The 26,451-nt window shown below is 59.6% G+C and carries 24 protein-coding genes and 2 pseudogenes; 18 read left to right on the forward strand and 8 right to left on the reverse strand.

Going from position 1 to position 26,451, the window contains the following annotated elements:
• The first annotated feature begins 3 nt into the window (after positions 1-3).
• The 6 genes from AB4N48_RS04245 (at position 4) to AB4N48_RS04270 (ending at position 6,938) form a co-directional block, all read left to right on the forward strand.
• Positions 4-1,305, forward strand: a complete 1,302-nt coding sequence (locus AB4N48_RS04245) for an ABC transporter substrate-binding protein (RefSeq protein WP_460094854.1) — start codon at positions 4-6, stop codon at positions 1,303-1,305.
• A 214-nt stretch (positions 1,306-1,519) separates the two neighbouring features.
• On the forward strand, positions 1,520-2,428 hold the full coding sequence (locus tag AB4N48_RS04250; protein WP_016773533.1) for a carbohydrate ABC transporter permease: 909 nt from the start codon (positions 1,520-1,522) through the stop codon (positions 2,426-2,428).
• A complete protein-coding gene (locus tag AB4N48_RS04255; protein ID WP_039758116.1) occupies positions 2,421-3,266 on the forward strand; it encodes a carbohydrate ABC transporter permease in 846 nt (281 codons plus the stop codon). The genes AB4N48_RS04250 and AB4N48_RS04255 overlap by 8 nt, the downstream gene beginning before the upstream one ends.
• A 2-nt stretch (positions 3,267-3,268) precedes the next feature.
• On the forward strand, positions 3,269-4,429 hold the full coding sequence (locus AB4N48_RS04260) for an ABC transporter ATP-binding protein (RefSeq protein ID WP_457262277.1): 1,161 nt from the start codon (positions 3,269-3,271) through the stop codon (positions 4,427-4,429).
• Positions 4,430-4,622: 193 nt separating this feature from the next.
• Complete coding sequence (locus AB4N48_RS04265; protein WP_016773536.1) at positions 4,623-5,972, forward strand: carbohydrate porin; 1,350 nt, start codon at positions 4,623-4,625, stop codon at positions 5,970-5,972.
• A 111-nt stretch (positions 5,973-6,083) separates the two neighbouring features.
• Positions 6,084-6,938, forward strand: coding sequence for a D-hexose-6-phosphate mutarotase (locus AB4N48_RS04270; RefSeq protein WP_095181488.1), 855 nt, complete (start codon positions 6,084-6,086; stop codon positions 6,936-6,938).
• 207 nt (positions 6,939-7,145) lie between these two features.
• Here the strand turns inward: AB4N48_RS04270 and AB4N48_RS04275 are convergent, their stop codons facing one another.
• The gene (locus tag AB4N48_RS04275) at positions 7,146-8,006 is read right to left on the reverse strand and encodes a MurR/RpiR family transcriptional regulator (RefSeq protein WP_460095547.1); all 861 of its coding nucleotides are present in this window, start codon (positions 8,004-8,006) and stop codon (positions 7,146-7,148) included.
• 226 nt (positions 8,007-8,232) lie between these two features.
• Between AB4N48_RS04275 and zwf the strand changes: the two genes are divergently transcribed.
• The 4 genes from zwf to AB4N48_RS04295 all read left to right on the forward strand — a co-directional run bounded on the left by zwf (position 8,233) and on the right by AB4N48_RS04295 (position 11,824).
• A complete protein-coding gene (gene zwf / locus AB4N48_RS04280; RefSeq protein WP_016773537.1) occupies positions 8,233-9,699 on the forward strand; it encodes a glucose-6-phosphate dehydrogenase in 1,467 nt (488 codons plus the stop codon).
• A complete protein-coding gene (pgl, locus tag AB4N48_RS04285) occupies positions 9,686-10,399 on the forward strand; it encodes a 6-phosphogluconolactonase (RefSeq protein WP_150637499.1) in 714 nt (237 codons plus the stop codon). Before zwf ends, pgl begins: the two co-directional genes overlap by 14 nt.
• A gap of 17 nt (positions 10,400-10,416) precedes the next feature.
• On the forward strand, positions 10,417-11,082 hold the full coding sequence (locus tag AB4N48_RS04290; RefSeq protein ID WP_056787965.1) for a bifunctional 4-hydroxy-2-oxoglutarate aldolase/2-dehydro-3-deoxy-phosphogluconate aldolase: 666 nt from the start codon (positions 10,417-10,419) through the stop codon (positions 11,080-11,082).
• A gap of 169 nt (positions 11,083-11,251) precedes the next feature.
• On the forward strand, positions 11,252-11,824 hold the full coding sequence (locus AB4N48_RS04295) for a peptidase associated/transthyretin-like domain-containing protein (protein ID WP_457262279.1): 573 nt from the start codon (positions 11,252-11,254) through the stop codon (positions 11,822-11,824).
• Here the strand turns inward: AB4N48_RS04295 and AB4N48_RS04300 are convergent.
• On the reverse strand, positions 11,821-13,002 hold the full coding sequence (locus AB4N48_RS04300) for an aminotransferase class V-fold PLP-dependent enzyme (RefSeq protein WP_150741959.1): 1,182 nt from the start codon (positions 13,000-13,002) through the stop codon (positions 11,821-11,823). The two genes, AB4N48_RS04295 and AB4N48_RS04300, sit on opposite strands and share 4 nt — an antisense overlap.
• Before the next feature lie 30 nt (positions 13,003-13,032).
• Positions 13,033-13,269, reverse strand: coding sequence for a DUF3820 family protein (locus AB4N48_RS04305; RefSeq protein ID WP_003227425.1), 237 nt, complete (start codon positions 13,267-13,269; stop codon positions 13,033-13,035).
• Between the two features lie 207 nt (positions 13,270-13,476).
• Between AB4N48_RS04305 and AB4N48_RS04310 the strand changes: the two genes are divergently transcribed.
• Positions 13,477-13,944, forward strand: a complete 468-nt coding sequence (locus AB4N48_RS04310; protein ID WP_252882552.1) for a PA2169 family four-helix-bundle protein — start codon at positions 13,477-13,479, stop codon at positions 13,942-13,944.
• Positions 13,945-14,212: 268 nt separating this feature from the next.
• Here AB4N48_RS04310 and AB4N48_RS04315 read toward each other — a convergent pair whose 3' ends face one another.
• Complete coding sequence (locus AB4N48_RS04315) at positions 14,213-14,683, reverse strand: MaoC family dehydratase (protein ID WP_003227420.1); 471 nt, start codon at positions 14,681-14,683, stop codon at positions 14,213-14,215.
• 43 nt (positions 14,684-14,726) lie between these two features.
• Positions 14,727-15,671, reverse strand: coding sequence for an alpha/beta hydrolase (locus AB4N48_RS04320; protein ID WP_460094855.1), 945 nt, complete (start codon positions 15,669-15,671; stop codon positions 14,727-14,729).
• 225 nt (positions 15,672-15,896) lie between these two features.
• Here AB4N48_RS04320 and fadD2 point away from each other — a divergent pair, with 225 nt between their 5' ends.
• Positions 15,897-17,585: a long-chain-fatty-acid--CoA ligase FadD2 gene (gene fadD2, locus AB4N48_RS04325; protein ID WP_460094856.1), complete on the forward strand. Its 1,689-nt coding sequence runs from the start codon at positions 15,897-15,899 to the stop codon at positions 17,583-17,585.
• A 347-nt stretch (positions 17,586-17,932) separates the two neighbouring features.
• Entirely contained in the window at positions 17,933-19,630 is a 1,698-nt protein-coding gene (gene fadD1 / locus AB4N48_RS04330) for a long-chain-fatty-acid--CoA ligase FadD1 (RefSeq protein WP_024014053.1), read from the forward strand.
• A gap of 253 nt (positions 19,631-19,883) precedes the next feature.
• Here fadD1 and AB4N48_RS04335 read toward each other — a convergent pair whose 3' ends face one another.
• A complete protein-coding gene (locus AB4N48_RS04335) occupies positions 19,884-20,261 on the reverse strand; it encodes a hypothetical protein (RefSeq protein ID WP_016775519.1) in 378 nt (125 codons plus the stop codon).
• Positions 20,262-20,455: 194 nt separating this feature from the next.
• Here AB4N48_RS04335 and AB4N48_RS04340 point away from each other — a divergent pair, with 194 nt between their 5' ends.
• From AB4N48_RS04340 to def, 3 genes are all read left to right on the forward strand, one after another.
• On the forward strand, positions 20,456-20,647 hold the full coding sequence (locus AB4N48_RS04340; RefSeq protein ID WP_041479186.1) for a CsbD family protein: 192 nt from the start codon (positions 20,456-20,458) through the stop codon (positions 20,645-20,647).
• A gap of 163 nt (positions 20,648-20,810) precedes the next feature.
• Positions 20,811-21,767 carry a YihY/virulence factor BrkB family protein gene (locus AB4N48_RS04345; RefSeq protein ID WP_041479188.1) on the forward strand — a complete coding sequence of 319 codons (957 nt, stop codon included), beginning with the start codon at positions 20,811-20,813 and terminating at the stop codon, positions 21,765-21,767.
• Positions 21,764-22,303 (forward strand): peptide deformylase, encoded by a 540-nt coding sequence (def, locus tag AB4N48_RS04350; RefSeq protein WP_076563914.1) that lies wholly within the window; start codon positions 21,764-21,766, stop codon positions 22,301-22,303. Before AB4N48_RS04345 ends, def begins: the two co-directional genes overlap by 4 nt.
• A 115-nt stretch (positions 22,304-22,418) precedes the next feature.
• On the opposite strand, the gene AB4N48_RS04355 is transcribed toward def, so the two are convergent.
• Entirely contained in the window at positions 22,419-22,841 is a 423-nt protein-coding gene (locus tag AB4N48_RS04355; RefSeq protein WP_375122568.1) for a GNAT family N-acetyltransferase, read from the reverse strand.
• An 820-nt stretch (positions 22,842-23,661) separates the two neighbouring features.
• On the opposite strand from AB4N48_RS04355, the pseudogene AB4N48_RS04360 reads away from it, so the two are divergent.
• Both AB4N48_RS04360 and AB4N48_RS04365 read left to right on the forward strand, forming a co-directional pair.
• Positions 23,662-24,282: pseudogene (locus tag AB4N48_RS04360) on the forward strand (PAS domain-containing protein); the annotation flags it as partial.
• 168 nt (positions 24,283-24,450) lie between these two features.
• Positions 24,451-24,876: pseudogene (locus AB4N48_RS04365) on the forward strand (methyl-accepting chemotaxis protein); the annotation flags it as partial.
• Between the two features lie 135 nt (positions 24,877-25,011).
• On the opposite strand, the gene AB4N48_RS04370 reads toward AB4N48_RS04365, so the two are convergent.
• Positions 25,012-26,436 (reverse strand): MFS transporter, encoded by a 1,425-nt coding sequence (locus AB4N48_RS04370; RefSeq protein ID WP_460094858.1) that lies wholly within the window; start codon positions 26,434-26,436, stop codon positions 25,012-25,014.
• Between the last annotated feature and the right edge of the window lie 15 nt (positions 26,437-26,451).

Raw genomic sequence — 26,451 nt, forward strand, 5'->3', positions numbered from 1 at the left:
CGAATGAATGCGATTTCTCGCCTCGCTACTGTCATTTCTGTCGCCTCCCTGTTCCCGCTCGCAATCCTGCCGCTCAGTGTCTCCGCTGCCGATTCCAAAGGTTCGGTCGAAGTCGTGCACTGGTGGACTTCCGGTGGCGAAAAAGCCGCTGTCGATGTGCTCAAGGCCCAAGTCGAAAAAGACGGTTTCACCTGGAAGGACGGCGCTGTTGCCGGTGGTGGCGGTGCGACTGCCATGACCGTGCTGAAAAGCCGTGCCGTTGCCGGCAACCCGCCAGGCGTAGCGCAGATCAAAGGCCCGGACATCCAGGAATGGGCGTCGACCGGCCTGCTCGACACCGACGTTTTGAAAGACGTCGCCAAGTCGGAAAAGTGGGACAGCCTGCTCGACAAGAAAGTCTCCGATACCGTGAAGTACGACGGTGATTACGTGGCCGTGCCGGTGAACATTCACCGCGTGAACTGGCTGTGGATCAACCCGGAAGTCTTCAAGAAAGCCGGCATCACCAAGAATCCAACCACCCTCGAAGAGTTCTACGCGGCCGGCGACAAGCTGAAAGCGGCGGGCTTCATTCCGCTCGCTCACGGCGGTCAGCCTTGGCAGGACAGCACCGTGTTCGAAGCCGTGGTGCTCTCGGTCATGGGCGTGGATGGCTACAAGAAAGCCCTGGTCGATCTCGACAACAAAGCGCTGACCGGCCCGGAAATGGTCAAGGCGCTCACTGAGCTGAAGAAAGTCGCGACCTACATGGACGCGGACGGCAAAGGCCAGGACTGGAACCTCGAAGCGGCCAAGGTCATCAACGGCAAGGCCGGCATGCAGATCATGGGTGACTGGGCCAAGTCCGAATGGACCGCCGCCAAGAAAGTCGCCGGCATGGACTACGAGTGCGTAGCGTTCCCGGGCACCGACAAGGCGTTCACCTACAACATCGACTCGCTGGCCGTGTTCAAGCAGAAGGACGCAGGCACTGCGGCCGGTCAGCAGGACATCGCCAAAGTCGTGCTGGGTGAGAACTTCCAGAAAGTCTTCAGCATCAACAAAGGCTCGATCCCGGTGCGCAACGACATGTTGAACAACATGGACAAGCTCGGCTTCGATTCCTGCGCGCAGACCGCTGCCAAGGACTTCCTCGCGGACGCCAAGTCCGGCGGCCTGCAACCAAGCATGGCGCACAACATGGCGACCACGCTGGCGGTGCAGGGCGCGTTCTTTGACGTAGTCACCAACTACATCAACGACCCGAAAGCCGACCCGGCCGATGCGGCGAAGAAACTCGGCGCGGCAGTTCAGTCGGCCAAGTAATGCTTGGCCCCTGTAGGAGTGAGCCTTTGTGGTGAGGGGATTCATCCCCGATGGGTTGCGAAGCGACCCCGGAAAGTTGCAGCGGTGCAGTGTCTGAAATACCGCATGTAATGATTTCGCGACTGCTGCGCAGTCGATCGGGGATAAATCCCCTCGCCACAGGGCTCACTCCTGCAAGGGAATGCTTTCGTAAACCCTTATTGTGGATTTCCCCATGAGTTCTGTTGCTGTGTTCAGCAAGGCCTCGCCGTTCGATGCATTGCAGCGCTGGCTACCGAAACTGGTGCTGGCGCCGAGCATGTTCATCGTGCTGGTGGGCTTCTATGGCTACATCCTGTGGACGTTCATTCTGTCGTTCACCACCTCGACCTTCCTGCCCAACTACAAGTGGGCCGGTCTGGCGCAATACGCGCGGTTGTTCGACAACGATCGTTGGTGGGTGGCGAGCAAGAACCTCGCCGTGTTCGGCGGCATGTTCATTGGTATCACCCTGGTGATCGGCGTGTTGCTGGCGGTGTTCCTCGACCAGCGCATCCGTCGCGAAGGCTTTATCCGCACCATTTACCTGTACCCGATGGCGCTCTCGATGATCGTCACCGGTACCGCATGGAAATGGCTGCTCAACCCGGGCATGGGCCTGGACAAATTGTTGCGTGACTGGGGCTGGGAAGGCTTCCGTCTGGACTGGCTGATCGACCCCGATCGCGTGGTCTACTGCCTGGTGATCGCCGCTGTGTGGCAAGCCTCGGGCTTCATCATGGCGATGTTCCTCGCCGGCCTGCGTGGCGTCGATCAATCGATCATCCGTGCCGCGCAGATCGACGGCGCGAGCATGCCGCGCATCTACTGGAAAGTCGTGCTGCCAAGCCTGCGTCCGGTGTTCTTCAGTGCGGTGATGATCCTCGCGCACATCGCGATCAAGAGCTTCGACCTGGTTGCGGCAATGACCGCCGGCGGTCCTGGTTATTCCTCCGACCTGCCAGCGATGTTCATGTATTCCTTCACCTTCAGTCGCGGCCAGATGGGCATGGGCTCGGCCAGTGCGATTCTGATGCTCGGTGCGATCCTCGCGATCATCGTGCCTTACCTGTATTCCGAGCTGAGGACCAAGCGTCATGACTAGTCTTGCTGCCAAACCCGCCATCAGCTTGAGCCGCATCGCGATCTACGCGGTGCTGATCCTTGCGGTGTTTCTGTATCTGGTGCCGCTGGTGGTGATGTTGCTGACCAGCTTCAAGACCCCGGAAGACATCAGCACCGGCAACCTGCTGAGCTGGCCGACCGTGGTCAGCGGCATCGGCTGGGTCAAGGCCTGGGCCACGGTTGACGGCTACTTCTGGAACTCGATCAAGATCACCGTACCGGCCGTCATCATCTCCACCGCCATCGGTGCGTTGAACGGTTACGTGCTGTCGATGTGGCGCTTCCGTGGTTCGCAGTTGTTCTTCGGTCTGCTGCTGTTCGGCTGCTTCCTGCCGTTCCAGACTGTGCTGCTGCCGGCCTCGTTCACCCTCGGCAAGATGGGCCTGGCGAGCACCACCACCGGCCTGGTGTTCGTGCACGTGGTCTACGGTCTGGCGTTCACCACACTGTTCTTCCGCAACTACTACGTGAGCATTCCCGATGCGCTGGTCAAGGCTGCGCGTCTGGATGGCGCGGGTTTCTTCACGATTTTCCGCCGCATCATTCTGCCGATGTCGACGCCGATCATCATGGTCTGCCTGATCTGGCAGTTCACCCAGATCTGGAACGACTTCCTGTTCGGTGTGGTGTTCTCCAGCGGTGATTCGCAACCGATCACCGTGGCGCTGAACAACCTGGTCAACACCAGCACCGGCGCCAAGGAATACAACGTGGATATGGCAGCGGCGATGATCGCCGGCCTGCCGACCCTGCTGGTCTATGTGGTCGCAGGCAAGTATTTCGTGCGCGGGCTGACGGCCGGCGCGGTCAAGGGGTAATCATGGCTACGCTTGAACTTCGCAACGTAAACAAGACCTATGGGGCCGGCCTGCCGGACACCCTGAAGAACATCGAACTGTCGATCAAGGACGGTGAATTCCTGATCCTCGTCGGCCCGTCGGGCTGCGGCAAATCGACCTTGATGAACTGCATCGCCGGTCTGGAAACCATCACCGGCGGCGCGATCATGATCGGTGATCAGGACGTCAGCGGCATGAGCCCCAAGGATCGCGACATCGCCATGGTGTTCCAGTCCTATGCGCTGTACCCGACCATGAGCGTGCGCGAGAACATCGAGTTCGGCCTGAAGATCCGCAAGATGCCGCAGGCAGCGATCGACGAAGAAGTCGCCCGCGTGGCCAAGCTGTTGCAGATCGAACACCTGCTCAATCGCAAACCGGGCCAGCTCTCCGGTGGTCAGCAACAGCGTGTGGCGATGGGCCGTGCCCTGGCGCGGCGGCCGAAGATCTACCTGTTCGACGAACCGCTGTCGAACCTCGACGCCAAGCTGCGCGTCGAGATGCGTACCGAAATGAAACTGATGCACCAGCGTCTGAAAACCACCACGGTCTACGTGACCCACGACCAGATCGAAGCGATGACCCTGGGCGACAAGGTGGCGGTGATGAAGGACGGCATCATTCAGCAGTTCGGTACGCCGAAAGACATCTACAACGACCCGGCCAACCTGTTCGTCGCAAGCTTCATCGGTTCGCCGCCGATGAACTTCATCCCCCTGCGTTTGCAGCGCAAGGAAGGTCGCCTGCTGGCGCTGCTCGACAGCGGTCAGGCGCGTTGCGAATTGCCGATGAGCATGCAGGACGCCGGCCTCGAAGATCGCGAAGTAATCCTCGGCCTGCGCCCGGAGCAGATTGTTCTGGCGAACGGCGAGGGCAATGGTCTGCCGAGCATCCGTGCCGAAGTGCAGGTCACTGAACCGACCGGTCCGGACACGCTGGTGTTCGTCAATCTGAATGACACCAAGGTCTGCTGCCGACTGGCGCCGGACGTGGCACCGCAGGTGGGCGAAAGCCTGACGCTGCAGTTCGATCCATCGAAAGTGTTGTTGTTCGACGCCAATACCGGCGAGCGTCTGGGCGTTGCGGGCCAGGTGCAGACAGAGACCCGGTCGGCGAATGTGGCGCAGTTCAAAGGCCGCTGAAGTACAAAATGTGGGAGCGAGCCTGCTCGCGAAAGCGGTCTGACATCCAGCATTGATGTCGCCTGATACACCGCATTCGCGAGCAGGCTCGCTCCCATAGGGGGCAAGCAGTGCCCGGCCTGTCGAGCACTGCACTTTATGTAAACCGCGTTAGATAAAAACAGTTAATAACAATAAAGACGAGGATGTAGGGATGAAAAAGAAACACGTCAATGCCCGGTTGATCTGCCAGGTTTCAGCGGCAGCTGCACTGGTGCTGGCCGGTAATGCAATGGCGGCGGATGCGTTCAGCTCCGACTCCAAGTGGATGACCGGCGACTGGGGCGGTGAGCGCACCAAGCTGATCGAGCAGGGTATCGACATCAAGGCCGACTACGTTGGCGAGATGGGCGCCAACCTGAACGGCGGCTACAACGACGACAAGACCGCGCGTTACGCCGACCAGTTCGGTCTGGGCGTGGCCCTCGACCTGCAGAAGCTGTGGGGCTGGGACAACACCCAAGCGAAGATCCAGCTGACCAACCGTAACGGCTACAACATCTCCAACGACCGCGTTGGCGATCCGCGTGCCGGCACCCTCAGCTCCTCGCAGGAAGTCTACGGCCGTGGCCACATGGTGCGTCTGACCCAGTTGTGGATCCAGCACCAGTTCTTCGACAACAAGCTCGACGTCAAGGCCGGTTACTTCGGCGAAGGCGAAGACTTCAACACCTTCCCGTGCGACTTCCAGAATCTGGCGTTCTGCGGTTCGCAAGTGGGTAACTGGGCGACCAACATCTGGTACAACTGGCCCGTCAGCCAGGCCGCGATCCGTGTGAAGTACAACATCAACGACGAGCTCTACGCGCAGATCGGTGCGTACAACCAGAACCCGTCGCAACTGGAACACGGCAACGGCTTCAAGCTCAGCGGCAGCGGCACCAAAGGTACCGTGCTGCCGGTTGAGTTGGTCTGGTCGCCGAAGGTCAACAGCCTGCCGGGCGAATACCGCGTCGGTTACTACAAGAGCACGGCCGATGCCGACGACGTTCGCGAAGACGTCAACGGTCTCGATGCGGCAACCACCGGTGACGACTACAAGTCGCACAACAGCAAAAGCGGTTACTGGTTCGTTGCGCAACAGCAACTCACCAGCCACAACGGTGATGCGACTCGTGGTCTGAACATCGCCGCCAACGCGACTTTCCACGACAAGGACACCAACTTCATCGACAACTACCAGTCGGTGATGTTTGTCTACAAAGGCCCGTTCGACGCGCGTCCGAAGGATGACATCGGTATCGGCGCGGCGCGTATCCACGTCAACAAGGACGTCAAGCGCAATGCTGAACTGCTGAACGCTGCCAACGGTGTCTCCGATTACGACAACGCCGCGTTCTCGCCGATTCGTGAAACCGAATACAACTACGAGCTCAACTACGGCATCCATGTCACCAACTGGCTGACCGTGCGTCCCAACCTGCAATACATCACCCATCCGGGCGGTGTGGATGAAGTCGATAACGCTTTGGTCGCTGGCCTGAAAATTCAGTCAACGTTCTAACGCGTCTGCGATAAGCTCCTCTCTATGTGCGCATTTTGCGGACAGCCCAGGCTGTCCGCTTTTTTTGGAGGGTTCGCGCCGCCCATGAAAGTTGATTCGGAACCGTAGCCAATGCCTGAGCATCCGCTGCAACGCTTCTTCAAATCCCTGCGCGAGCGACCGGTGTTCGCCTGGGAGCGCTATCAGATGCGCGACGTGTTGGTGATCGATCATCCGCTGTGTCAGGCGGTGTTCAGTCGGCAGGGTGCGCAGTTGCTGCACTTTCAGCCGCGTGGGCAGAAGCCGTGGTTGTGGTGCGCGGCGAAGTGGCCGCATGTCGGCGCGATTCGCGGTGGCGTGCCGGTGTGCTGGCCGTGGTATGGCCGTCATCCGAGCGAAAACGCCTGGCCGTCCCATGGTTGGGCGCGACTGCTCGACTGGAAACTGCTCGACAGCAGCAGCGCCGAAGACGGCGTGCGCCTGCACTGGCAATTGCAGCTGTGCGATTGGCAGGTCGACCTGCACGCGCACCTGGGCGAACGCATGGAATTACGGCTGAGCACCGAGCATCAGGACGACATGCCGTGCCAGTTGAGCCAGGCTTTGCACGCTTACTGGCGTATAGGCGATGTTGGTGAGATAGCGCTGTCTGGGCTCGAAGGCGCTCAGGGTTATGACCAGTTGAATCGTCAGGTTTGCCAGCAGGAAGGCGAGTTGCGGGTCGATGGCGGCTGTCAGCGGGTGTTCCAGCATGACGGCGAATTGCAGCTCAAGGATCACGCCTGGCAGCGCGAGTTGTGCATCGATACCGGTGACAGCGGCGACACCGTCGTCTGGCATCCCGGCGCGCGGCCGTTACTGGGGGTAAGTTGGGACGAGATTTCCGAGTTCGTCTGCGTGGAAGCAGCGGCGGGTGGCACGGACAGCCTGCACCTGGCGCCGGGGGAGAAGGCGCATTTGAGTTTGCAGGCGTGGGCGGCGGCTTAGTGCGTCAAGTACACCGATACCCTCACCCTAGCCCTCTCCCAGAGGGAGAGGGGACCGAATGGGGGATGCTCAAGAATTACGCCGACGTGAAAGTGCAGTTCTGAATCCATAATCGACTGGATATTTCAGGTCGATGTACCGCGCAAGACACCTCGGTCGGCTCCCTCTCCCTCCGGGAGAGGGCTGGGGTGAGGGGGCTTTTGATCTTTAGTTGAATTCATCCCCAACCGGATACCGGCTCGCATTCAAGCTCTCTTTGATCTTGCGCAGATGCGGCTGGAAATCCACGCCACGGCGCAAGGTCATTCCCGTTGCCAGCACATCCAGCACGGTCAACTGAATGATCCGCGAGGTCATCGGCATATAAATGTCGGTGTCTTCCGGCAGCGGAATGTTCAGGCTCAAAGTACTGGCCTCGGCCAGCGGTGAATTCTCCGCTGTCAGGCCCAAAACCGAAGCGCCGTTCTCCCGGGCGATTCGCGCCACTTCCACCAGTTCGCGGGTACGCCCGGTGTAGGAAATGATCACGAACAGCTCGCCGGTGTGCGCCACCGAGGCAATCATCCGCTGCATCAGCACATCGGCGTGAGCAGTGACAGCGAGGTTGAAGCGGAAGAACTTGTGCTGCGCATCCAGCGCCACCGGGGCCGAAGCGCCGAGGCCGAAGAAGTGGATCTGCCGAGCCTGGATCAACAGGTCGACGGCGCGGCTGATCAGGTTCGGGTCGAGCGCCTGGCAAGCGCTGTCCAGGGAGGCGATGGCGCTGCCGAAAATCTTCTGCGTGTACGCCTCGGGATTGTCATCGGCCTCGACCGCGCGGCTGACATACGCCGCACCACTGGCCAGGCTCTGGGCCAATTGCAGCTTGAGTTCGGGGTAGCCGCTGACACCGAACGAACGGCAGAAACGGTTGACCGTCGGTTCGCTTACCGAGGCGGCCTGGGCGAGGGCGGCGATGCTGAAGCGGGTGGCCTGCTGCGGATTGAGCAGAATCACCTCGGCGACCTTACGTTCGGCCTTGTTCAGCTCTTCAAGGCGACTCTGGATCTGTTCCAGTAAATTTCGCACGCGGTCCATATGGAATTCCTGATTCACCGACGCAAAGTTGCGTCGGGCTATGCAAATTGGGCCTTTGATATGGCCCGTGACGGTGGCCTATCCTACTGATGCGTCCGGGCGACCACCACTCGGATTGAGTATTCTGCGAAAATGTTGTGGTTATTACTACATTTTCCCTTGAGTGATGCCTTGAAAAAAGGTATTTGTAGCTTAACTTGATAAAAGAACAAACATCATGCCTTCCATTACGGTTGAACCGTGCACCTTTGCCTTGTTCGGCGCGCTTGGCGATCTGGCCCTGCGCAAGCTGTTTCCTGCCCTGTATCACCTTGACGGTGCCGACCTGCTGCACGAGGACACGCGCATCATCGCGCTGGCCCGTGAGCCCGGCAGCGAGCAGCAGCACATGGCGTTCATCGCCGCCGAATTGCGCCGTTATGTCGGCAAAGAGCTGAACGAAACCGTGGCCGAGCGCTTCCTCGCGCGCCTGACCTATCTGCACGTCGACTTCCTCAAGGCTGAGGATTACGTGGCGCTGGCGGAACTGGCCGGCAGCAGCCAGCGCATGATTGCCTACTTCGCCACCCCGGCGGCGGTGTACGGCGCTATCTGCGAGAACCTCGAGAAAGTCGGTCTGGCCGAAAATACTCGCGTGGTGCTGGAAAAACCGATCGGCTCTGACCTGGAGTCGTCGCGCAAGGTCAACGACGCCGTCGCGCAGTTTTTCCCGGAAGACCGCACCTACCGCATCGACCACTACCTGGGCAAAGAGACCGTTCAGAACCTGATCGCCCTGCGTTTCGCCAACAGCCTGTTCGAAACCCAGTGGAACCAGAATTACATCTCCCACGTGGAAATCACCGTGGCCGAGAAGGTCGGCATCGAAGGCCGCTGGGGCTATTTCGACAAGGCCGGCCAGCTGCGCGACATGATCCAGAATCACCTGTTGCAGCTGCTCTGCCTGATTGCCATGGACCCACCGGCCGACCTGTCCGCCGACAGCATCCGTGACGAAAAGGTAAAAGTGCTCAAGGCGCTGGCGCCGATCAGTCCGGAAGGCCTGACCACACAAGTGGTGCGCGGCCAGTACATCGCCGGCCACAGCGAAGGCAAATCCGTTCCGGGTTACCTCGAAGAACCGAATTCCAATACCCAGAGCGACACCGAAACCTTCGTCGCCCTGCGTGCCGACATCCGCAACTGGCGCTGGGCCGGCGTGCCGTTCTACCTGCGTACCGGCAAGCGCATGCCGCAGAAGCTGTCGCAGATCGTCATCCACTTCAAGGAACCGTCGCACTACATCTTCGCCCCGGAGCAACGCCTGCAGATCAGCAACAAACTGATCATCCGCCTGCAACCGGACGAAGGCATTTCCTTGCGCGTGATGACCAAAGAGCAGGGCCTGGACAAGGGCATGCAACTGCGCAGCGGGCCGCTGCAACTGAATTTCTCCGACACCTGGCGTAGCGCGCGGATCCCCGATGCCTACGAGCGGTTGTTGCTGGAAGTGATGAACGGCAATCAGAACCTGTTTGTCCGTAAAGATGAAATCGAAGCCGCGTGGAAGTGGTGTGACCAGCTGATTGCCGGGTGGAAGAAATCCGGCGACGCGCCCAAGCCTTATGCGGCCGGGTCGTGGGGGCCGATGAGCTCCATTGCTTTGATCACGCGGGACGGGAGGTCGTGGTATGGCGATATCTGATGTGCAACTGCCGACGGGTGTGACTGCCCGCGAATTCAACAGCCCGGTGCTGCTGGCTGAAGGCCTGGCGCTGAACGTTGCCAATCAACTGAGCGACGCCATTGCCGCGCGCGGCAACGCGGTGCTGGTGGTGTCCGGCGGGCGCAGCCCGGTAGCGTTTTTCCAGCACCTGGCCAAGCAGGAGCTGGACTGGTCGAAGGTCGTTGTGACCCTGGCCGACGAACGCTGGGTACCGGTGGAACATGCCGACAGCAATGCCGGCCTGCTCAAGCAGTATCTGCTTAAAGGCCCGGCAGCCAAGGCGCAGTTCCTCAGCCTCTACAGCGCGGCGGCCAACGTCGAGCAGGCTGCTGAACAGGCCGATCGTCTGCTCGGCGAACTGCCGCCGATCGACGTGCTGGTGCTGGGCATGGGCGATGACGGCCACACCGCATCGCTGTTCCCCGACAGCCCGAACCTCGCCGAAGCCCTGCAAGCCGATGGCACGCGCCGTTGCTGGCCGATGCTGGCGCCAAGCGTGCCGCGTCAGCGCCTGACCATGAGCCGCGCGCTGCTGGCCTCGGCCCGGCACAAGATTCTGTCGATTTCCGGTCAATCGAAACTGACCACCCTGAATGCCGCGCTGGCATCCGATGACGTTGCGGCCATGCCGGTGCGCGCGTTTCTGCAACCTACGTTAGAGATTTACTGGTGCCCATGAGCCAAGGAACAGCCGCTATGACAACCCCATCCCCGACCGTTTCCATGGCGGACAAAGTTGCCCTGATCGACAGTCTCTGCGCCAAGGCGCGGATCCTGCCGGTGATCACCATCGCTCGCGAACAGGACGTGCTGCCGCTGGCCGACGCCCTCGCCGCCGGTGGCCTGACTGCGCTGGAAGTGACCCTGCGTTCGCAGTTCGGCCTCAAGGCCATTCAGATCCTGCGCGAACAGCGCCCGGAACTGATGACCGGTGCCGGCACCGTGCTCGACCGCAACATGCTCGCAGCGGCGGAAGCGGCAGGCTCGCAGTTCATCGTCACCCCGGGCATCACCCGCGACCTGCTCGAAGCCAGCGTCGACAGCCCGATTCCGCTGTTGCCGGGCATCAGCAACGCCTCGGGGATCATGGAAGGCTACGGTCTGGGCTATCGCCGCTTCAAGCTGTTCCCGGCGGAAGTCAGCGGTGGCGTGGCGGCAATCAAGGCCCTCGGCGGCCCGTTCGGCGAAGTGAAATTCTGCCCGACTGGCGGCGTCGGCCCGGCCAATATCAAGAGCTACATGGCGCTGAAAAACGTCATGTGCGTGGGCGGTAGCTGGATGCTTGATCCGGAGTGGATCAAGAACGGCGACTGGTCCCGCATTCAGGAATGCACTGCCGAAGCCTTGGCGCTGCTGGACTGATCGTTACCCGACACTTCGTTGTGTGCTTTACGGCTTTATGGTGCGCTTGGTCGGCGCACCTTTTTTTGCGCTGAAAAAACTGCCGATACATGCGGCGATACATAGTTACTGCACGCTGACTTTTTCACGGGGTTAATCTGCGTCCATCTTATGGAAGAGAGAACGCCTCATGGACGACCTTCAGTCTCTGACCCTTACGCCACAATCCCGTTATCAACCGAAGCAACTTCCCCTCGGCCGGCCCGCAGCTGAATCTCAAGTGCGCAATATCAGCCAAGGTGTCCAAGGCTTGCCGCTGGTCCTGCGTCTGTCGCTGGTCGATGCGATGACCAGCGAGCCGGTCATCGGCGCGCTGGTGCGCATTCAACAGCGTGTCGATGGCGACACCAGCCTGGGCGGCAGTCAATCGACCGACAGCCATGGCATCGTCCGTTTCACCAGTGTCTATCCGGATCGGCCGGCGCGCGGCGCTGCTTGCCTGAAGCTGAACGTATTCATTCCCGGCGACGAAGCAGGAGCGCAAGCTCACCACGAAGCCTGGGCCGGCACCTTGCACCTGCCCGGTCGCTGCGGCTGTGAAGGTGCCGCCGAGGACGCCTTGCGGTTGGTATTGCAGCCGATCGCCGGCGCGGATCTTGAAGACGGTGCTTTCGCCTGCCAGACCCTCGGCATCGACACCTTCGCCGTGTCGTCGCAGCTTGGCCTGGAAGGCTACGAAAAAAACTCCGGAGCGCCGTTCTAGCGCAGTTGGTCCAGCGCCCGAACCAGCTGCTCCATCTCGCCAGCCGTGGTGGTCAGCCCCGGGGTAATGCGAATGCACGGCCCGCACGCGGCGCCGGTGCGCACCACGGTGAACAGGTTGAACTCTCTGAGCAGACGCTCGGCCATGGCCTGCTGATCGGCATGCCGGGTGAAGCGCAGCGCGGTGATCCCGCAATACAGTTGCGGGTCGTCCGGCGTCAGCACCTCGATGCCCGGCAGGTGCCGGACCCGGCTGACCCACAGGTTGCGCAGGTAACTCAGGCGTGGGCTTTTGGCTGCGGCGCCGCCGAGGGCGTCGTGCTCTTCGAACACCAGCGGCAAGGTCATCAGTGCCGGGATGTTCGGCGTGCTGTACGAGGTCCGCGCGCGAATATCGCTGACCGGGTAATGCATCTCGCCCATGTCCGGATCGATGTCGGCGAGACGCTGCGGGGCGATATAGATGAAGCCAAGGGTCAGCGGTGCGCCGATCCATTTGTGCAGGTTGTAACCGGCGAAAGCGATGCCCAACGCTTGCAGGTCGAATTCAATCTGGCCGAGGGCGTGGGCACCGTCGAGGATGATGTCGACGCCATGCTCTTTGGCCAATGCAGCGATGGCCTGCACCGGCATGACCAGACCGGTGCGATGGGTGACGTGGGTCAGGGCCATCAGTTTGAGTTTTGGATGGCTGACGAAAGCCTCGCGGTAGCTTTCCAGCAGGCTGTCGAAACTGGCGGGATGGTGGTGGGCAATTTCGATGACCTCCACGCCACGCTGCTTCGCCAGCCAGCGCATGGCGCCCTTGACCGTGTCGTACTCGAGGTCGCAGATCAGTACCTGATCACCCGGTTGCAGACGATTGTAATTGCGGATCAGCGATTGCAGGCCTTCGGTGGCATTGCGGGTCAGGGCCACGCTTTGCGCGCGCACGCCAATCAGTTCGGCCAGTTGCGCGCGGATCTCAAGGTTGTCGTGCTGTTCAAAGCGCTGGCGTGCATAAATCGAGTTGCTGGTGTTGATCAGCTCGATGTTGCGCTGGTATTCCTCGATCACTGTGCGCGACATGCGCCCGAAGTAACCGTTTTCCAGGTTGACCGGGCCGGGCTGCACATCGTATCGGTCGGCAAAGGTTTGCCAGAAGGCTTCGTCACGGGCGCGGCGGGTGTTGTCAGGCATGGTCGGCAAGGCTCAAGAGGGAAGGGCGCGTCAGTGGCGCGGGGCGGGTTTGCCGTGTTTGGCGCGCAGCGGCTCGAGCAGGTCGGACAGGCCGTTATGGTCAATCTCCTGCATCAGCGCCAGCAGGCCACCGAGTTCACCGTGGGGAAAGCCTTCACGGGCAAACCAGTTCAGATAGGGGCCAGGCAGGTCGGCAATGATCCGCCCTTTGTACTTGCCGAAGGGCATTTCGCGGGTGATCAGTAGTTCGAGTTTTTCCGGATTCATCAGCACGCTTCAATCGATTCACATCACAGCCTGGAAAATACAGGCATTCTGCATGCAGGCCAAATGACAGATCATGCAAAAAACCAGCATGCAGATGGTTCAATCTTTTGTAAGTTGTTGAAAGTAAAGGTTTTTTATTCGATTAAAAAGCTGGCACGCACACTGCAATATCCCTTGCATCTTCAACCCATCGCAAGGAATTGAAAAATGACCGACATGAATAAAGAAGCCATTTCTGTACTCAACGACCTGATTGAAACCTGCAAGGACGGTCAGGAAGGGTTCAAGACTTGCGCTGAAGACATCAAGCACCCAGAACTGAAAACCCTGTTCGTGACTCGCTCCGCTGATTGCGCCGCTGCCGCAGCTGAGCTGCAAGCGGCCGTTCGTTCGCTGGGCGGCGATCCGGAAACTTCCACCAGCGTGAGCGGTGACCTGCACCGTCGCTGGGTCGACGTGAAAGCCATGTTCACCGGCAAAGACGAAGAGGCTGTGCTGAACGAAGCCGAGCGCGGTGAAGACCATGCCCTGAAGGCTTACAAAGAAGCGCTGGAAAAAATCACCAAGCACAATCTGGTGGGTATTCGTGACCTGGTTGAGCGTCAGTACCACGGCGTACAACGCAACCACGACCAGGTGAAAGCCCTGCGTAATCAGGCTCGTGCGAGCTCGTAAGAGTTAGTCGGCTGAAAAAAAACGCCAGCTTGTCTGGCGTTTTTTTGTGCCTGGCGAAAAGCCCCTCACCCTAGCCCTCCCGAAACGTCGGACCGCCCGGAGGGGAGAGGGGACTGACCGAGGTGTTCTTGAAAGTTACAGCGATGTGAAATATCCAGTCGAACTCAGGATTTGGAAAGCCAGGAAATCGGCTCCCTTTCCCCCTCGCCCCAGTGGGGGAGAGGGTTGGGGTGAGGGGGCAGCAATCTACCTGACACCCTACAATCCATCAGCCGATACTGATCGCCGGCAATGTCGGCAACGTCACCGTCTGCTGTTTGCGCGGCGCGAGAATCTCCGCTTCACCATCCACCACCAACTCATCACGTTGATTGAATACGCGAGTGGCAATGCGCACGCGGAATTTCGGCAGTTTCTCCAGAATCTCCAGGCGCACTGTCAGCGTGTCGCCGATCTTCACCGGCTTCTGAAAGCTCATCTGCTGACCGATATAAATGGTGCCCGGCCCAGGCAATTCGCATGCAACGGCGGCGCTGATCAGCGCACCGCTGAACATGCCGTGGGCGATGCGTTCCTTGAACATGCTGGCGGCGGCAAACTCGGCGTCCAGATGCACCGGGTTGTGGTCGCCTGACATCGCGGCGAACAGCTGAATGTCGCGCTCTTCGACAGTCTTGCTGTAGCTGGCGGTCTGGCCGACTTCGAGGGCTTCGTAAGGGATGTTGGTAACCTGGGTCATCGGTTTCGATTCCTGTGACGGATTTCAGTCAATCCACAAAAAATTATTCGCTGCGCTGCGGGCGCCGGTGGCTCAGGGCTTGGTCGATCCAGGCGAGCACATCGGTGGTCACTTCGTCGCGATTACTTTCATTGAACAATTCGTGCCGGGCCTGCGGGTAGATCTTCAGTTGCAGGTGCTGGCTGCCGGCCCTGCGCAAGGCATTGGCCAGATCTGTCAGACGCTTGCCCTCGCTCACCGGATCACATTCGCCACCAATCACCAGCAGCGGCAGGCCCGGATCGATCTGCGCGAGATTGGACGCTTTGCTGATTTGCTGCAACCCGCCGAGCAGGTCGACCCACAGCTGATTGGTGCAGCGAAAGCCGCATAACGGGTCGGCGGCGTACTTGTCGACTTCGGCCGGATCACGGCTCAGCCAGTCGAAACGGGTGCGCACCGGTTTGAATTTATTGTTGAACGAGCCGAACGACAGCCACTCGATCAACGCACTGCGGCCCTTGCCGCCCTGGCGCAGTTTTTCCAGCCGGGCAATCTGTCGAGCCATGCGATAGAGGGTCACTGGCTGATAATTCGAGCCGCTGAGAATCGCCCCGTGCAGACTGGCGCTGTGGTGCAACAAATAGCCCTGGGCGATGTAGCTGCCCATGCTGTGGCCGAGCAGGATAATCGGCACGCCGGGATGTTGCTGGCCGATATGCTGGTTGAGACTGGCCAGATCGCCAACCACCTTGCACCAGCCATCGTCATCGGCGAAATGGCCGAGGGTGCCGTTGTCGGCGGTACGACCATGGCCGCGCAGATCCGGGGCGTAGACGCCATAGTCTTTGTCGCAAAACGTGTCAGCGAGCCGCGTGTAGCGAGCGCTGTGTTCGGCCATGCCATGGGCCAGCAGAATCACCGCTTTCAATGGCGTGGCCGGTAGCCAGCGGTTGACGTACAGGCGGCTGCGGTCACTCGCGTCCAGCCAGAAGGTGTCGTGGGTCATGGCGATTCCTTTGCTCAGCATCGCCACAGTGTATAGCGCGTCTGATCAGCTCACGCCACGGCAGGAAGATTCACGGGATCAATGAGGGCTTGCGTCATATTTGCCTCAATGGCCATAGCTGCTAGTGTCCGTGAAGCTCCGCTTTGTGCTTTTCGCCTTCCATGGACGAAGCAGAAACGACAGAAAGCGGCTCCCGGATCGGCTCAGGTAAAGAGGACAAGAACAATGCAACCTGATTTCTGGAATGACAAACGCCCGGCCGGCGTACCGCTGGACATCGACATGGGCGAGTTCAAGTCGGTCATCGAAGTGTTTGAGCGTTCCTGCAAGAAGTTCGCTGACCGCCCGGCGTTCAGCAGCATGGGCATCACCCTGACCTACGCCGAACTCGAACGCCAGAGTGCGGCGTTCGCCGGTTACCTGCAGGCCCATACCGATCTGGTGCCGGGGGATCGCATTGCGGTGCAGATGCCCAACGTCCTGCATTATCCGATTGCCGTGTTCGGCGCGCTGCGCGCCGGGCTGATCGTGGTCAACACCAACCCGTTGTATACGCCGCGCGAGATGCGCCACCAGTTCAAGGATTCCGGCGCACGCGCGCTGGTCTACCTGAATCTGTTCGGACAGAAAGTCCAGGAAGTGCTGCCCGACACCGACATCCAATATTTGATCGAAGCGAAGATGGGCGACCTGATGCCCACCGCCAAAGGCTGGCTGGTCAACACCGTGGTCAGCAAAGTGAAGAAACTGGTTCCCGAGTATTCGCTGCCGCAAGCCACTTCGTTCAAAAGTGCGCTGCGCATGGGGCGTGGTCTGGGCATCAAGCCGCTGAACGTCGGCCTCGATGACATCGCCGTGCTGCAATACACCGGCGGCACCACCGGCCTGGCCAAGGGCGCGATGCTCACCCACGGCAATCTGGTGGCGAACATGCAGCAGGTGCGCGCCTGTCTGGCTCAGCTCGGCCCGGATGGTCAGCCGCTGTTGCGCGAAGGCCAGGAGGTGATGATCGCGCCGCTGCCGCTGTACCACATCTATGCCTTCACCGCGAATTGCATGTGCATGATGGTGTCGGGCAACCACAACGTGTTGATCTCCAATCCGCGCGACATCGCCGGCTTCATCAAGGAACTGAAAAGCTGGCGCTTCTCTGCGCTACTGGGTTTGAACACCTTGTTCGTTGCGCTGATGGATCATCCCGATTTCAAGACCCTGGACTTCTCCAGCCTGAAGCTGACCAACTCCGGCGGCACCGCGCTGGTCAAGGCCACCGCCGAGCGCTGGGAGCAGATGACCGGTTGCCGTATCACCGAAGGCTACGGCCTGACCGAAACCTCGCCAGTGGCCTGCACCAACCCCTACGGCGACCAGTCGCGCCTGGGCACTGTCGGCCTGCCGGTGCCGGGCACGCTGGTGAAAATCATCAACGATGACGGCGTCGAACAGCCACTGGGCGAACGCGGCGAGCTGTGCATCAAAGGCCCGCAGATCATGAAGGGCTACTGGAACAAACCCGAAGCCACCGCCGAAGTGCTGGACGCCGAGGGCTGGTTCAAGTCCGGCGATATCGCCGTGATCGACCCGGACGGTTTTGTGCGCATCGTCGATCGCAAGAAGGACATGATCATCGTCTCCGGCTTCAACGTTTATCCCAACGAAATCGAAGACGTGGTCATGGCCCACCCGAAAGTCGCTAACTGCGCGGTCATCGGCGTGCCGGACGAGCGTTCGGGAGAGGCGGTGAAGCTGTTTGTGGTAGCGCGGGAGAGCGGGGTCAGCCTGGAAGAGCTGAAGGCTTACTGCAAAGAGAATTTCACGGCCTACAAGGTGCCGAAACACATCGTGTTGCGTGAGTCGTTGCCGATGACGCCTGTAGGGAAAATTCTGCGGCGCGAGTTGCGGGATATCGCATAAAGGTTACAAGCGAAAAGATCGCAGCCTTCGGCAGCTCCTACAGGATACGCATTCCAAATGCAGGAGCTGCCGAAGGCTGCGATCTTTTGCTTTTACACCCCATGACTACGGGCTTTCACAGGGTAATAGGATTTTTGCTCTAAAATGACCGCTGGCAAGTCTTGAGTCATCAATATGACTGTAGGGGCCTCTTTTGGCTCTGGTCGACCCTTGGCAAAGCTGCTACTCTCGGCGCGCTTTGTGACTTCTCGGCCTGTAAAACGCCGGATTCACCAATACAAAACACACACCAATAATAATCGCATCAAATGCGGTGAAGAATTCGCGTTGCTGAGGAGTGGGCTTCCATGATCGAAGACTTTTGGAAGGATAAGTACCCGGCTGGAATCGCAGCCGAGATCAATCCAGACGAGTATCCGAACATTCAGGCAGTGTTGAAGCAATCCTGCCAACGCTTCGCCAACAAACCGGCTTTCAGCAACCTCGGCAAGACAATCACCTACGGTGAGCTGTACGAGCTGTCCGGTGCCTTTGCCGCGTATCTGCAACAGCATACCGACTTGCAGCCCGGTGATCGAATCGCCGTGCAACTGCCCAACGTCCTGCAGTACCCGGTCGCGGTCTTCGGTGCCATTCGCGCCGGGCTGATCGTGGTCAACACCAACCCGCTGTACACCGCGCGGGAAATGGAACACCAATTCAACGACTCCGGCGCCAAAGCGCTGGTGTGCCTGGCGAACATGGCGCACCTGGCCGAAGCCGTGGTGCCGAAGACCGGCGTCAAGCACGTCATCGTCACCGAAGTCGCCGACTTGCTGCCGCCAATCAAGCGCCTGCTGATCAACAGCGTCATCAAGTACGTGAAGAAAATGGTCCCGGCCTATCACCTGCCCAAAGCCATCAAATTCAACGACGTCCTGAGCAAGGGCCACGGCCAGCCAGTGGCCGAAGCCAATCCGGACAGCGGCGATGTCGCAGTGCTGCAATACACCGGCGGCACCACCGGCGTGGCCAAGGGCGCGATGCTCACGCACCGCAACCTGGTCGCCAACATGCTGCAATGCAAGGCGCTGATGGGCTCCAACCTCAACGAAGGCTGCGAGATCCTGATCACGCCGCTGCCGCTGTATCACATCTATGCGTTCACCTTTCATTGCATGGCGATGATGCTAATCGGCAACCACAACATCCTGATCAGCAACCCGCGCGACCTGCCGGCGATGGTCAAGGAACTGTCGAAGTGGAAGTTCAGCGGTTTCGTCGGTCTGAACACGCTGTTCGTGGCGCTGTGCAACAACGAAGGTTTCCGCAAACTGGATTTCTCCGCGCTGAAAGTTACCCTGTCCGGCGGCATGGCCCTGCAACTGGCGGCGGCCGAGCGCTGGAAAGCCGTGACCGGTTGCGCCATCTGCGAAGGCTACGGCATGACCGAAACCAGCCCGGTGGCCACGGTCAACCCGATCCAGCACATCCAGATCGGCACCATCGGCATTCCGGTGCCGTCGACCCTGTGCAAAGTCATCGACGATGCCGGTGTCGAGCAGCCGCTGGGCGAGATCGGTGAGCTGTGCGTCAAAGGCCCGCAAGTGATGAAGGGCTACTGGCAGCGTCAGGAAGCCACCGATGAAATGCTCGACAGCGACGGTTGGTTGAAAACCGGTGACATCGCGCTGATCCAGCCGGACGGCTACATGCGCATCGTCGATCGCAAGAAAGACATGATTCTGGTGTCTGGCTTCAACGTCTATCCGAACGAACTGGAAGATGTGCTGGCGACTTTGCCGGGCGTGTTGCAGTGCGCGGCGATCGGTGTGCCGGACGAGAAATCGGGTGAGGCGATCAAGATTTTCATCGTCGCCAAACCGGGCGTGACCCTGACCAAAGAGCAGGTCATGGACCACATGCGCGCCAACGTCACCGGCTACAAGGTGCCGCGCTCGGTGGAATTCCGCGATGCGCTGCCGACCACCAACGTCGGCAAGATCCTGCGCCGCGAATTGCGGGATGAAGAACTGAAGAAGATCAAGGCCAAGTCTGCCGCGTAAATAAAAAGCCCCGCAGATGCGGGGCTTTTTGTTGGGAAAGATTGGTGATTTGCAGCGTCTGGTAAATTCTACCCCCTCACCCCAACCCTCTCCCCCAAGGGGGCGAGGGGGAAGGGAGCCGATCTTCAAGCTTTTCAGAACCTGAGTTCGGCTCGATATTTCAGGTCGGCGTATTCCGTAAGAACAACCCGGTCGGTCCCCTCTCCCTCTGGGGAGAGGGCTAGGGTGAGGGGAAGGGCTGACGCCACAAATCCTACTGACGAAACGGCGCAAAATTCACGTTGGTCCCCGCCGGTCGCATGTCCTGCAGATAAGAATCCTTGTCCGCACTCAATTCCAGGCTCAGCGCCGCCTTGCGCTTGCCTTCGTTGCGAATCACCAGCCCTTCGAGCTTTTCGCGCAGGAATACCGTTGGCACTTTCAGGTGCAGCAACTCATCGGTGGCCGGGGTGTGCAGCAGCAAGTGAATCCACTCGTACTGACCGATGGCCAAGCGCGACACCGGCAGGTCGAACCACCAGATATTGCGGTTACGGTTCAGTTCGGCGAAGTGGCAGTTGTTGGTGCCGAGCACGGCGCCGCCCAGTTCCTGGTTGCGACGGGCGATGGCCTGGGTTTTATTGAGCTTCATGACATTCCTGCGAATCGGTGTGCCGGGCGCGACGCCCGTAGGCTGAGCATTCTCGGGGCAACGCCGGCAAACATAAAGCGCAACCTGCGCGCCACGACGAAATGCCGGCAAAATAAATGAAACTCGGCGCAAAGCGCACCGGTCAATCGTTACGTAATGACTTTTCTTCCCTATATGCATCACGGAGAAACACCATGAGTAGCACAGGCGATAAAGTAAAAGGCATGGCCAACGAAGCCGTCGGTAACGTCAAGCAAGGCGTCGGCAAGGTCACTGACAACGACAAGCTGCGCGCCGAAGGCAAGGTTCAAGAGAAAAAAGGCGAAGCCCAGCAAGCGGTTGGCAACGCCAAGGACGCTGTGAAAAAAGGCGTCGACAAGGCGTAAGCGAGCCTTGAACGAATCACACGAGCGGCCATCCAAGGATGGCCGTTTTTGTATCAGAACCCTGCGGTCATCCGCCAAAGGATCGCCAAGTAGGCTACCTTGAGGTAAAAAACGGCCCCTGAGTCGCCACGACTTCAACCTTTTGCGGCGCAAGGAGACGCGAATGATATTTCCGGACATGAAAGGTCTGCCCCTGCACCGGGTGATGGTGCGCACGGTCACTGAGTTCGTCGATGACGAAATGTCGACCTATGCCTCGGCATTGGCTTACCAGATGCTGTTCTCGCTGTTTCCGTTCATTCTTTTCCTGATTGCCCTTATCGGTTTCCTGCACCTGCCGGACTTCTTTTCCTGGCTGCGTCTGCAATCTGAACTGGTGCTGCCACCGCAGGCACTGGAGCAGGTCAACCCGGTGATCGACCAGTTGCAGCAATCCAAGGGTGGCCTGCTGTCCATCGGTATCGTGATCGCGCTGTACACCGCGTCCGCCGGCGTGCGCCTGATGATGAGCGCAATGAATGCCGCCTACGACGTGGTCGAAGGCCGGCCGATCTGGAAGCGCTTCCCGTTGTCGATCGTCTACACCGTCGGCATCGCCGGCATGCTGCTGATCGCTGCTGCGCTGATGGTGCTCGGGCCGCAGGTGATGGGCTGGATTGCCGCACAAGTGGGGCTGGAATACTTCATCGTCACGGTGTGGACGATCGCCCGCTGGCCGGTGATCGTGATTCTGATGATGGTCGCGGTGGCGCTGATCTATTACGTGATGCCCGACGTCAAACAGGAATTCCGTTTCATCACCCCAGGCTCGGTGCTGGCCGTGGTGGTGTGGATCCTCGCCTCGTTGGGATTTGCCTTCTACGTGAAGACCTTCGCCAACTACAACGCGATGTATGGCAGCATCGGGGCGATCATCGTGCTCTTGCTGTATTTCTACATTTCTTCCGCAGTCCTGTTGCTCGGCGCGGAGATGAATGCAGTGATCGAGCACATGTCCGCCGAAGGCAAGGAAAAGGGCGAAAAAGCCCCTGGCGAGCCTGACGAATCCCCCAAACAACACGTCTCGGGCCTGGGCCGCGATCATTCGCTCAAGCCGGACACTGATGAAGCGCGACCATGATTCGTGAAATTCTGAAAATGGGTGACGAGCGCCTGCTGCGCATCGCCGCGCCGGTACCACCGGAAATGTTCAACAGCGCCGAGCTCTGGCAACTGATCGATGACATGTTCCAGACGATGGAAAGCGTCGGCGGCGTTGGCCTCGCGGCGCCGCAGATCGGAGTCGACCTGCAACTGGTGATCTTCGGCTTCGAACACAGCGAGCGTTACCCGGATGCTGAAGCAGTGCCGCAGACGATCCTGATCAACCCGCTGATCACGCCGTTGAATCCGTTGATGGAAGAGGGCTTCGAAGGTTGTCTGTCGGTGCCGGGCCTGCGCGGCGCGGTGGAGCGCTATCAGCAGATTCGCTACGAAGGCTTTGATCCCAAGGGCGAGCCGATCGTGCGAGTGGCCTCGGGGTTTCATGCACGGGTGGTGCAGCATGAATGCGATCACCTGATCGGCCGGCTGTATCCGTCGCGGATTACCGATTTCAGCAAGTTCGGCTTTACCGAAGTGCTGTTTCCGGATCTTGATCCCAACGCTGACGACTGATTGTCAGAACACCATCAACCCCTGTGGGAGCGAGCCTGCTCGCGAACGCGGAGTATCAGAACCAAATTCGGCGCTGACACACCGCATTCGCGAGCAGGCTCGCTCCCACAGGGTTTCAGCGTAAATCTGCGGGATTGAGCCCCATCGCAATCATCGGCTTGCTCCGCGCATACCGGCTCAACCGCTCGGCCATCGCCTGCGGCAGCGGCGGATCGAAGCTGAACCCGCTTCGCTCATAAAACCCGCGCAAATCCGGATGGCAAAACAGCCACACCGGCTCGTCCACCTGGGCAACCGCCGCTGCAATCAACTGCGCAGCGACACCTTGTTCCCGACACTGCGGATCGACAAACAACCCCGTCAGCCAGTGCCCACCGGATACCGGCCGCAGACACAGCGCCGCAACGATCTCGCCGCGCCTTGCCACCCACAGCTGCGCCTCGCGCACGGCTTTCATCGACGACTGGTGGCTGCGGTAGAACTTGTTCATCAGCGGCCACAACGATTCGTCGAGCTGGCTGTAGTGGATGTCAGACATGGTTCGGGCTGTCGCTGCGAAAAGCGCCGATTATAAAAGAACGCGCGCTTCGGGATAGGTGTATACCTGAACTCACACCCCTGTGAGTGGAGTACCGATCATGTCCAAAGGTATGGATTCAAAGAAAGCCGCGAAGAAGAAGCCGGCCAAGACCGCGATTGAAAAACGCGCGGAGAAGAAAGCCAAGAAGGTCGATATTTTCGGCCACTGATCAAACTATGCGGAAGCCCGGTTCACGGGCTCCCGCCTCGCTGGCGAAAACGTCCGTTTTCACCACACTGTTTCCCGCGCTGAACCGTTTCTTGTGCAAAAAATGCCAGATACTGGCCGACTAGTGGCCTTGCGCCCGGCGTTCGGCTGGCTATGCTTGCAGGTAACTAACCATGTCGACCGTCATGCCAACAGGCGACGGCACAGGTTGGTCCGTGATTCATGCTGCCAGAGTGCGCAAATAAAGGCACCGACACTGAACCAACAAGGAGCGTCACCAACATGGAAGTTCTTCACGTTAGGGCTGGCCCGAGTGCGGGCTATCAAGAAAAGGATGTCTTGATCAGAGCGTCGCTGCAGGGACCCTCCGATTGATCATCATTTATTACCTGACAACTTCCTCCCGTGGAGGAAGGCGTGTGCCTGTTCTGTGGAACGTAGTGGTGGATCTTGAAAGACCTGAACTTTCATCAAATCAAAAGAACGCGCGGAAGGTGATACAACCATGTTCAACCTACATCACAAGGCTGACCTGCGGGAAATCGAGCGCTTCAGCTGTGCGCTGACCGAGGCCAACGCGAAAATCGAAGCGATCAGCCGCTCGATGGCGATGATCGAGTTCACTCCGGACGGCATCGTTCTCGACGCCAACGAGAACTTCTGCAAGACCATGGGCTACAGCGCCGAAGAAGTGCGCGGCAAACACCATCGGATTTTCTGTGAAGAAAGCTTTTATCGCAGCGAGGACTACGCGAAGTTGTGGCGCGACCTGGCCCGTGGTGAACCGCTCAGCGGTACTTTCCTGCGTCTGAACAAGAGTGGCCGGGAAATCTGGCTTGAAGCCAGTTACATGCCGGTATTCGGTCCCGACAAACAGGTCAGAAGTGTGATCAAGGTTGCGGCGGACATCACCGCACGCATCAACAAAGAACATGAAGAAGAAGCCATGCTCGCGGCGATCGGCCGTTCCATGGCGGTGATCGAGTTCACCCCCGAAGGCAATGTCATCCGCGCCAACGACAACTTTTTGCAGACCATGCAGTACGCGCACCCAGAAATTGTCGGCCAGCACCACAGCCTGTTCTGTCACCGCGCCGAAGCCGAATCCGCGCAGTACAAGGCGTTCTGGGCTTCGCTCAATCGCGGCGAATATCACTCGCACCGTTTCGAGCGCAAGAACAAATCCGGGCAGATGGTTTATCTGGAGGCTTCGTATAACCCGCTGTTCGACGCCAAGGGCCGCTTGTACAAAGTGGTCAAGTTCGCCAGCGACATCACTCGGCAAATGACCACTCTGCAGAACGCTGCGGAATCGGCCCACAGTACCTCGGTGCAAAACGACGCCTGCGCGCAGAAAGGTTCACAGGTGGTGCAGCAGACCGTGCAGATCATTCAGGACATTTCCCGCGATCTGAATGAAGCGGCGGTGAGCATCGATGCGGTCAGCAAACAGTCGGACATCATCGGCACCATCGTCCAGACCATTCGCGGCATTGCCGATCAGACCAATTTGCTGGCGCTCAACGCCGCGATCGAAGCCGCGCGTGCCGGTGAGCATGGACGCGGTTTTGCCGTCGTCGCCGATGAGGTACGCAGCCTCGCCGCGCGGACCAGTCAGGCCACTCTGGAAATTGTCGACGTGGTGCGCAAGAACCACGACCTGTCGCTGAGCGCAGTGTCGAGCATGCAGTCGAGTCTGAGCCGAACCGGGCTGGGCGTGGAACTGGCCAACGAAGCGGGTGAGGTGATCCTCGAGATTCAGCAAGGCTCGCGGCATGTGGTGGATGCGATCAGCCAGTTCAATGAAACCCTGCAATTGAACTGAGCTGTTTCAACGTCACCAATAACCAATGTGGGAGCGAGCCTGCTCGCGAAAGCGTTATGTCAGCCAGCACATGCCTTTCTGACACGACGCCTTCGCGAGCAGGCTCGCTCCCACAGGTGAGTCCCGTGTTGGCCGTCAGCGATGCGCAATGTTCTCCAGCGCCAGATTACGCGTACGCGGGCCGAACCAGCCGATGGTCAGCATCACGATCAGCATGCTGCTGACGATGAACGCCAGTACCCCCGGCGTGCCGAAGTTATCCAGGAACATGCCGATCAGCAGACTGCTGAACACCGTCGACAAGCGACTGAACGAATAGCAGAACCCGACCGCGCGGGCGCGGATGTTGGTCGGGAAAAGCTCGCTTTGATAGGAGTGATAACTGAAGCTCAGCCAGGCGTTGCAGAAGGTGATCATCACCCCGCAGAAAATCAGCCCGAAGGCGCTGGTCTGCAGGGCGAACAGCGTGCCGAAGGTCATCGCGCCGAGCGCCGAGCCGACGATTTGCCATTTGTTCTCGAAGCGGTTGGCGAACTTCACAAGCAGCAACGGCCCGAGCGGGTAGGCGAGGGTGATGATGAACGCATACATCAGACTGTGGGTGATGCTCACGCCTTGGCCCGAAAGCAGCGCCGGCAACCAGTTGCCGAAACCGAAGAAACCGATCGCCTGAAAGATATGAAAAACGATCAGCATCAACGCGCGGCGGCGGTAGGGCGGCTGCCAGATATCGGCGAAACGGCCCTTGCCTTCGACATCGACTAACACCGGTTCCGGCGCATCCAGCGCTTTGCCGTAATCCTTGGCGCAGCGCGCTTCGAGATGGTCGAGGATCCGATTGGCCTCATCGAAGCGACCGTGTTGCGCCAGCCAGCGCGGCGATTCCGGCAGACGCTTGCGCAGCCACCAGATAAACAGCGCGAACACCGCGCTGGCCAGCACCACCCAACGCCAGCCGGACACTCCGAACGGCGCTTGCGGCACCAGCCACCACGACATCAAGGCCACCGCCGGCACTGAGAGGAACTGCACGAAAAACGCAAAGGCGAACGCCGAGCTGCGCATGCGTTTAGGGACCAGTTCCGAGAGGTAGGCATCGATCGTCACCAATTCGATACCCAAGCCGATGCCGACCAGAAAACGCATGCCGATGATGCCCAGCGCCGAGGTCTGAATCCCCATCAGCACTGTCGCCGCCGTGTACCAGATCAGCGCGAAGGTGAAAATCGCCCGGCGACCGAACCGATCCGCCAGCGGACTGAGCAGGCTGGCGCCGAGGAACAGGCCGAGGAACGTCGCCGAGGCAAACGCCGCCTGATCGGAGAAACCGAACACGCCTTGCTTACCCGTGGCGAACAGGCCGTCGCGAATCAGCCCGGGACTGATGTAGGCGGTCTGGAACAGATCGTAGAGTTCGAAAAATCCGCCGATCGACAGCAGCGCCACCAGGCGCCAGATGGTGGCGACAGCGGGCAGCCGATCGATGCGGGCGGAAATTTCGGCGGCGCGTACCGGGTCGATGCCATCACTGGGCGCGGCGGCGGGAGTGTGAGCAGTCATAAGGTGATCCATTTT

The sequence above is a fragment of the Pseudomonas sp. S2_C11 genome, assembly GCF_054668395.1.

Excerpts from the sequence above, each read along its gene's own strand:
- AB4N48_RS04335 (WP_016775519.1), bottom strand. The coding sequence starts at position 20,261 with ATGAAGCTCAATAAAACCCAGGCCATCGCCCGTCGCAACCAGGAACTG.
- AB4N48_RS04320 (WP_460094855.1), bottom strand. The coding sequence starts at position 15,671 with ATGACCCACGACACCTTCTGGCTGGACGCGAGTGACCGCAGCCGCCTG.
- AB4N48_RS04245 (WP_460094854.1), top strand. The coding sequence starts at position 4 with ATGAATGCGATTTCTCGCCTCGCTACTGTCATTTCTGTCGCCTCCCTG.
- AB4N48_RS04255 (WP_039758116.1), top strand. The coding sequence starts at position 2,421 with ATGACTAGTCTTGCTGCCAAACCCGCCATCAGCTTGAGCCGCATCGCG.
- pgl (WP_150637499.1), top strand. The coding sequence starts at position 9,686 with ATGGCGATATCTGATGTGCAACTGCCGACGGGTGTGACTGCCCGCGAA.
- AB4N48_RS04315 (WP_003227420.1), bottom strand. The coding sequence starts at position 14,683 with ATGACCCAGGTTACCAACATCCCTTACGAAGCCCTCGAAGTCGGCCAG.
- AB4N48_RS04260 (WP_457262277.1), top strand. The coding sequence starts at position 3,269 with ATGGCTACGCTTGAACTTCGCAACGTAAACAAGACCTATGGGGCCGGC.
- fadD1 (WP_024014053.1), top strand. The coding sequence starts at position 17,933 with ATGATCGAAGACTTTTGGAAGGATAAGTACCCGGCTGGAATCGCAGCC.
- AB4N48_RS04290 (WP_056787965.1), top strand. The coding sequence starts at position 10,417 with ATGACAACCCCATCCCCGACCGTTTCCATGGCGGACAAAGTTGCCCTG.
- AB4N48_RS04370 (WP_460094858.1), bottom strand. The coding sequence starts at position 26,436 with ATGACTGCTCACACTCCCGCCGCCGCGCCCAGTGATGGCATCGACCCG.
- AB4N48_RS04270 (WP_095181488.1), top strand. The coding sequence starts at position 6,084 with ATGCCTGAGCATCCGCTGCAACGCTTCTTCAAATCCCTGCGCGAGCGA.
- AB4N48_RS04305 (WP_003227425.1), bottom strand. The coding sequence starts at position 13,269 with ATGAATCCGGAAAAACTCGAACTACTGATCACCCGCGAAATGCCCTTC.
- AB4N48_RS04300 (WP_150741959.1), bottom strand. The coding sequence starts at position 13,002 with ATGCCTGACAACACCCGCCGCGCCCGTGACGAAGCCTTCTGGCAAACC.
- def (WP_076563914.1), top strand. The coding sequence starts at position 21,764 with ATGATTCGTGAAATTCTGAAAATGGGTGACGAGCGCCTGCTGCGCATC.
- AB4N48_RS04265 (WP_016773536.1), top strand. The coding sequence starts at position 4,623 with ATGAAAAAGAAACACGTCAATGCCCGGTTGATCTGCCAGGTTTCAGCG.
- AB4N48_RS04340 (WP_041479186.1), top strand. The coding sequence starts at position 20,456 with ATGAGTAGCACAGGCGATAAAGTAAAAGGCATGGCCAACGAAGCCGTC.
- fadD2 (WP_460094856.1), top strand. The coding sequence starts at position 15,897 with ATGCAACCTGATTTCTGGAATGACAAACGCCCGGCCGGCGTACCGCTG.
- zwf (WP_016773537.1), top strand. The coding sequence starts at position 8,233 with ATGCCTTCCATTACGGTTGAACCGTGCACCTTTGCCTTGTTCGGCGCG.
- AB4N48_RS04355 (WP_375122568.1), bottom strand. The coding sequence starts at position 22,841 with ATGTCTGACATCCACTACAGCCAGCTCGACGAATCGTTGTGGCCGCTG.
- AB4N48_RS04295 (WP_457262279.1), top strand. The coding sequence starts at position 11,252 with ATGGACGACCTTCAGTCTCTGACCCTTACGCCACAATCCCGTTATCAA.
- AB4N48_RS04250 (WP_016773533.1), top strand. The coding sequence starts at position 1,520 with ATGAGTTCTGTTGCTGTGTTCAGCAAGGCCTCGCCGTTCGATGCATTG.
- AB4N48_RS04310 (WP_252882552.1), top strand. The coding sequence starts at position 13,477 with ATGACCGACATGAATAAAGAAGCCATTTCTGTACTCAACGACCTGATT.
- AB4N48_RS04345 (WP_041479188.1), top strand. The coding sequence starts at position 20,811 with ATGATATTTCCGGACATGAAAGGTCTGCCCCTGCACCGGGTGATGGTG.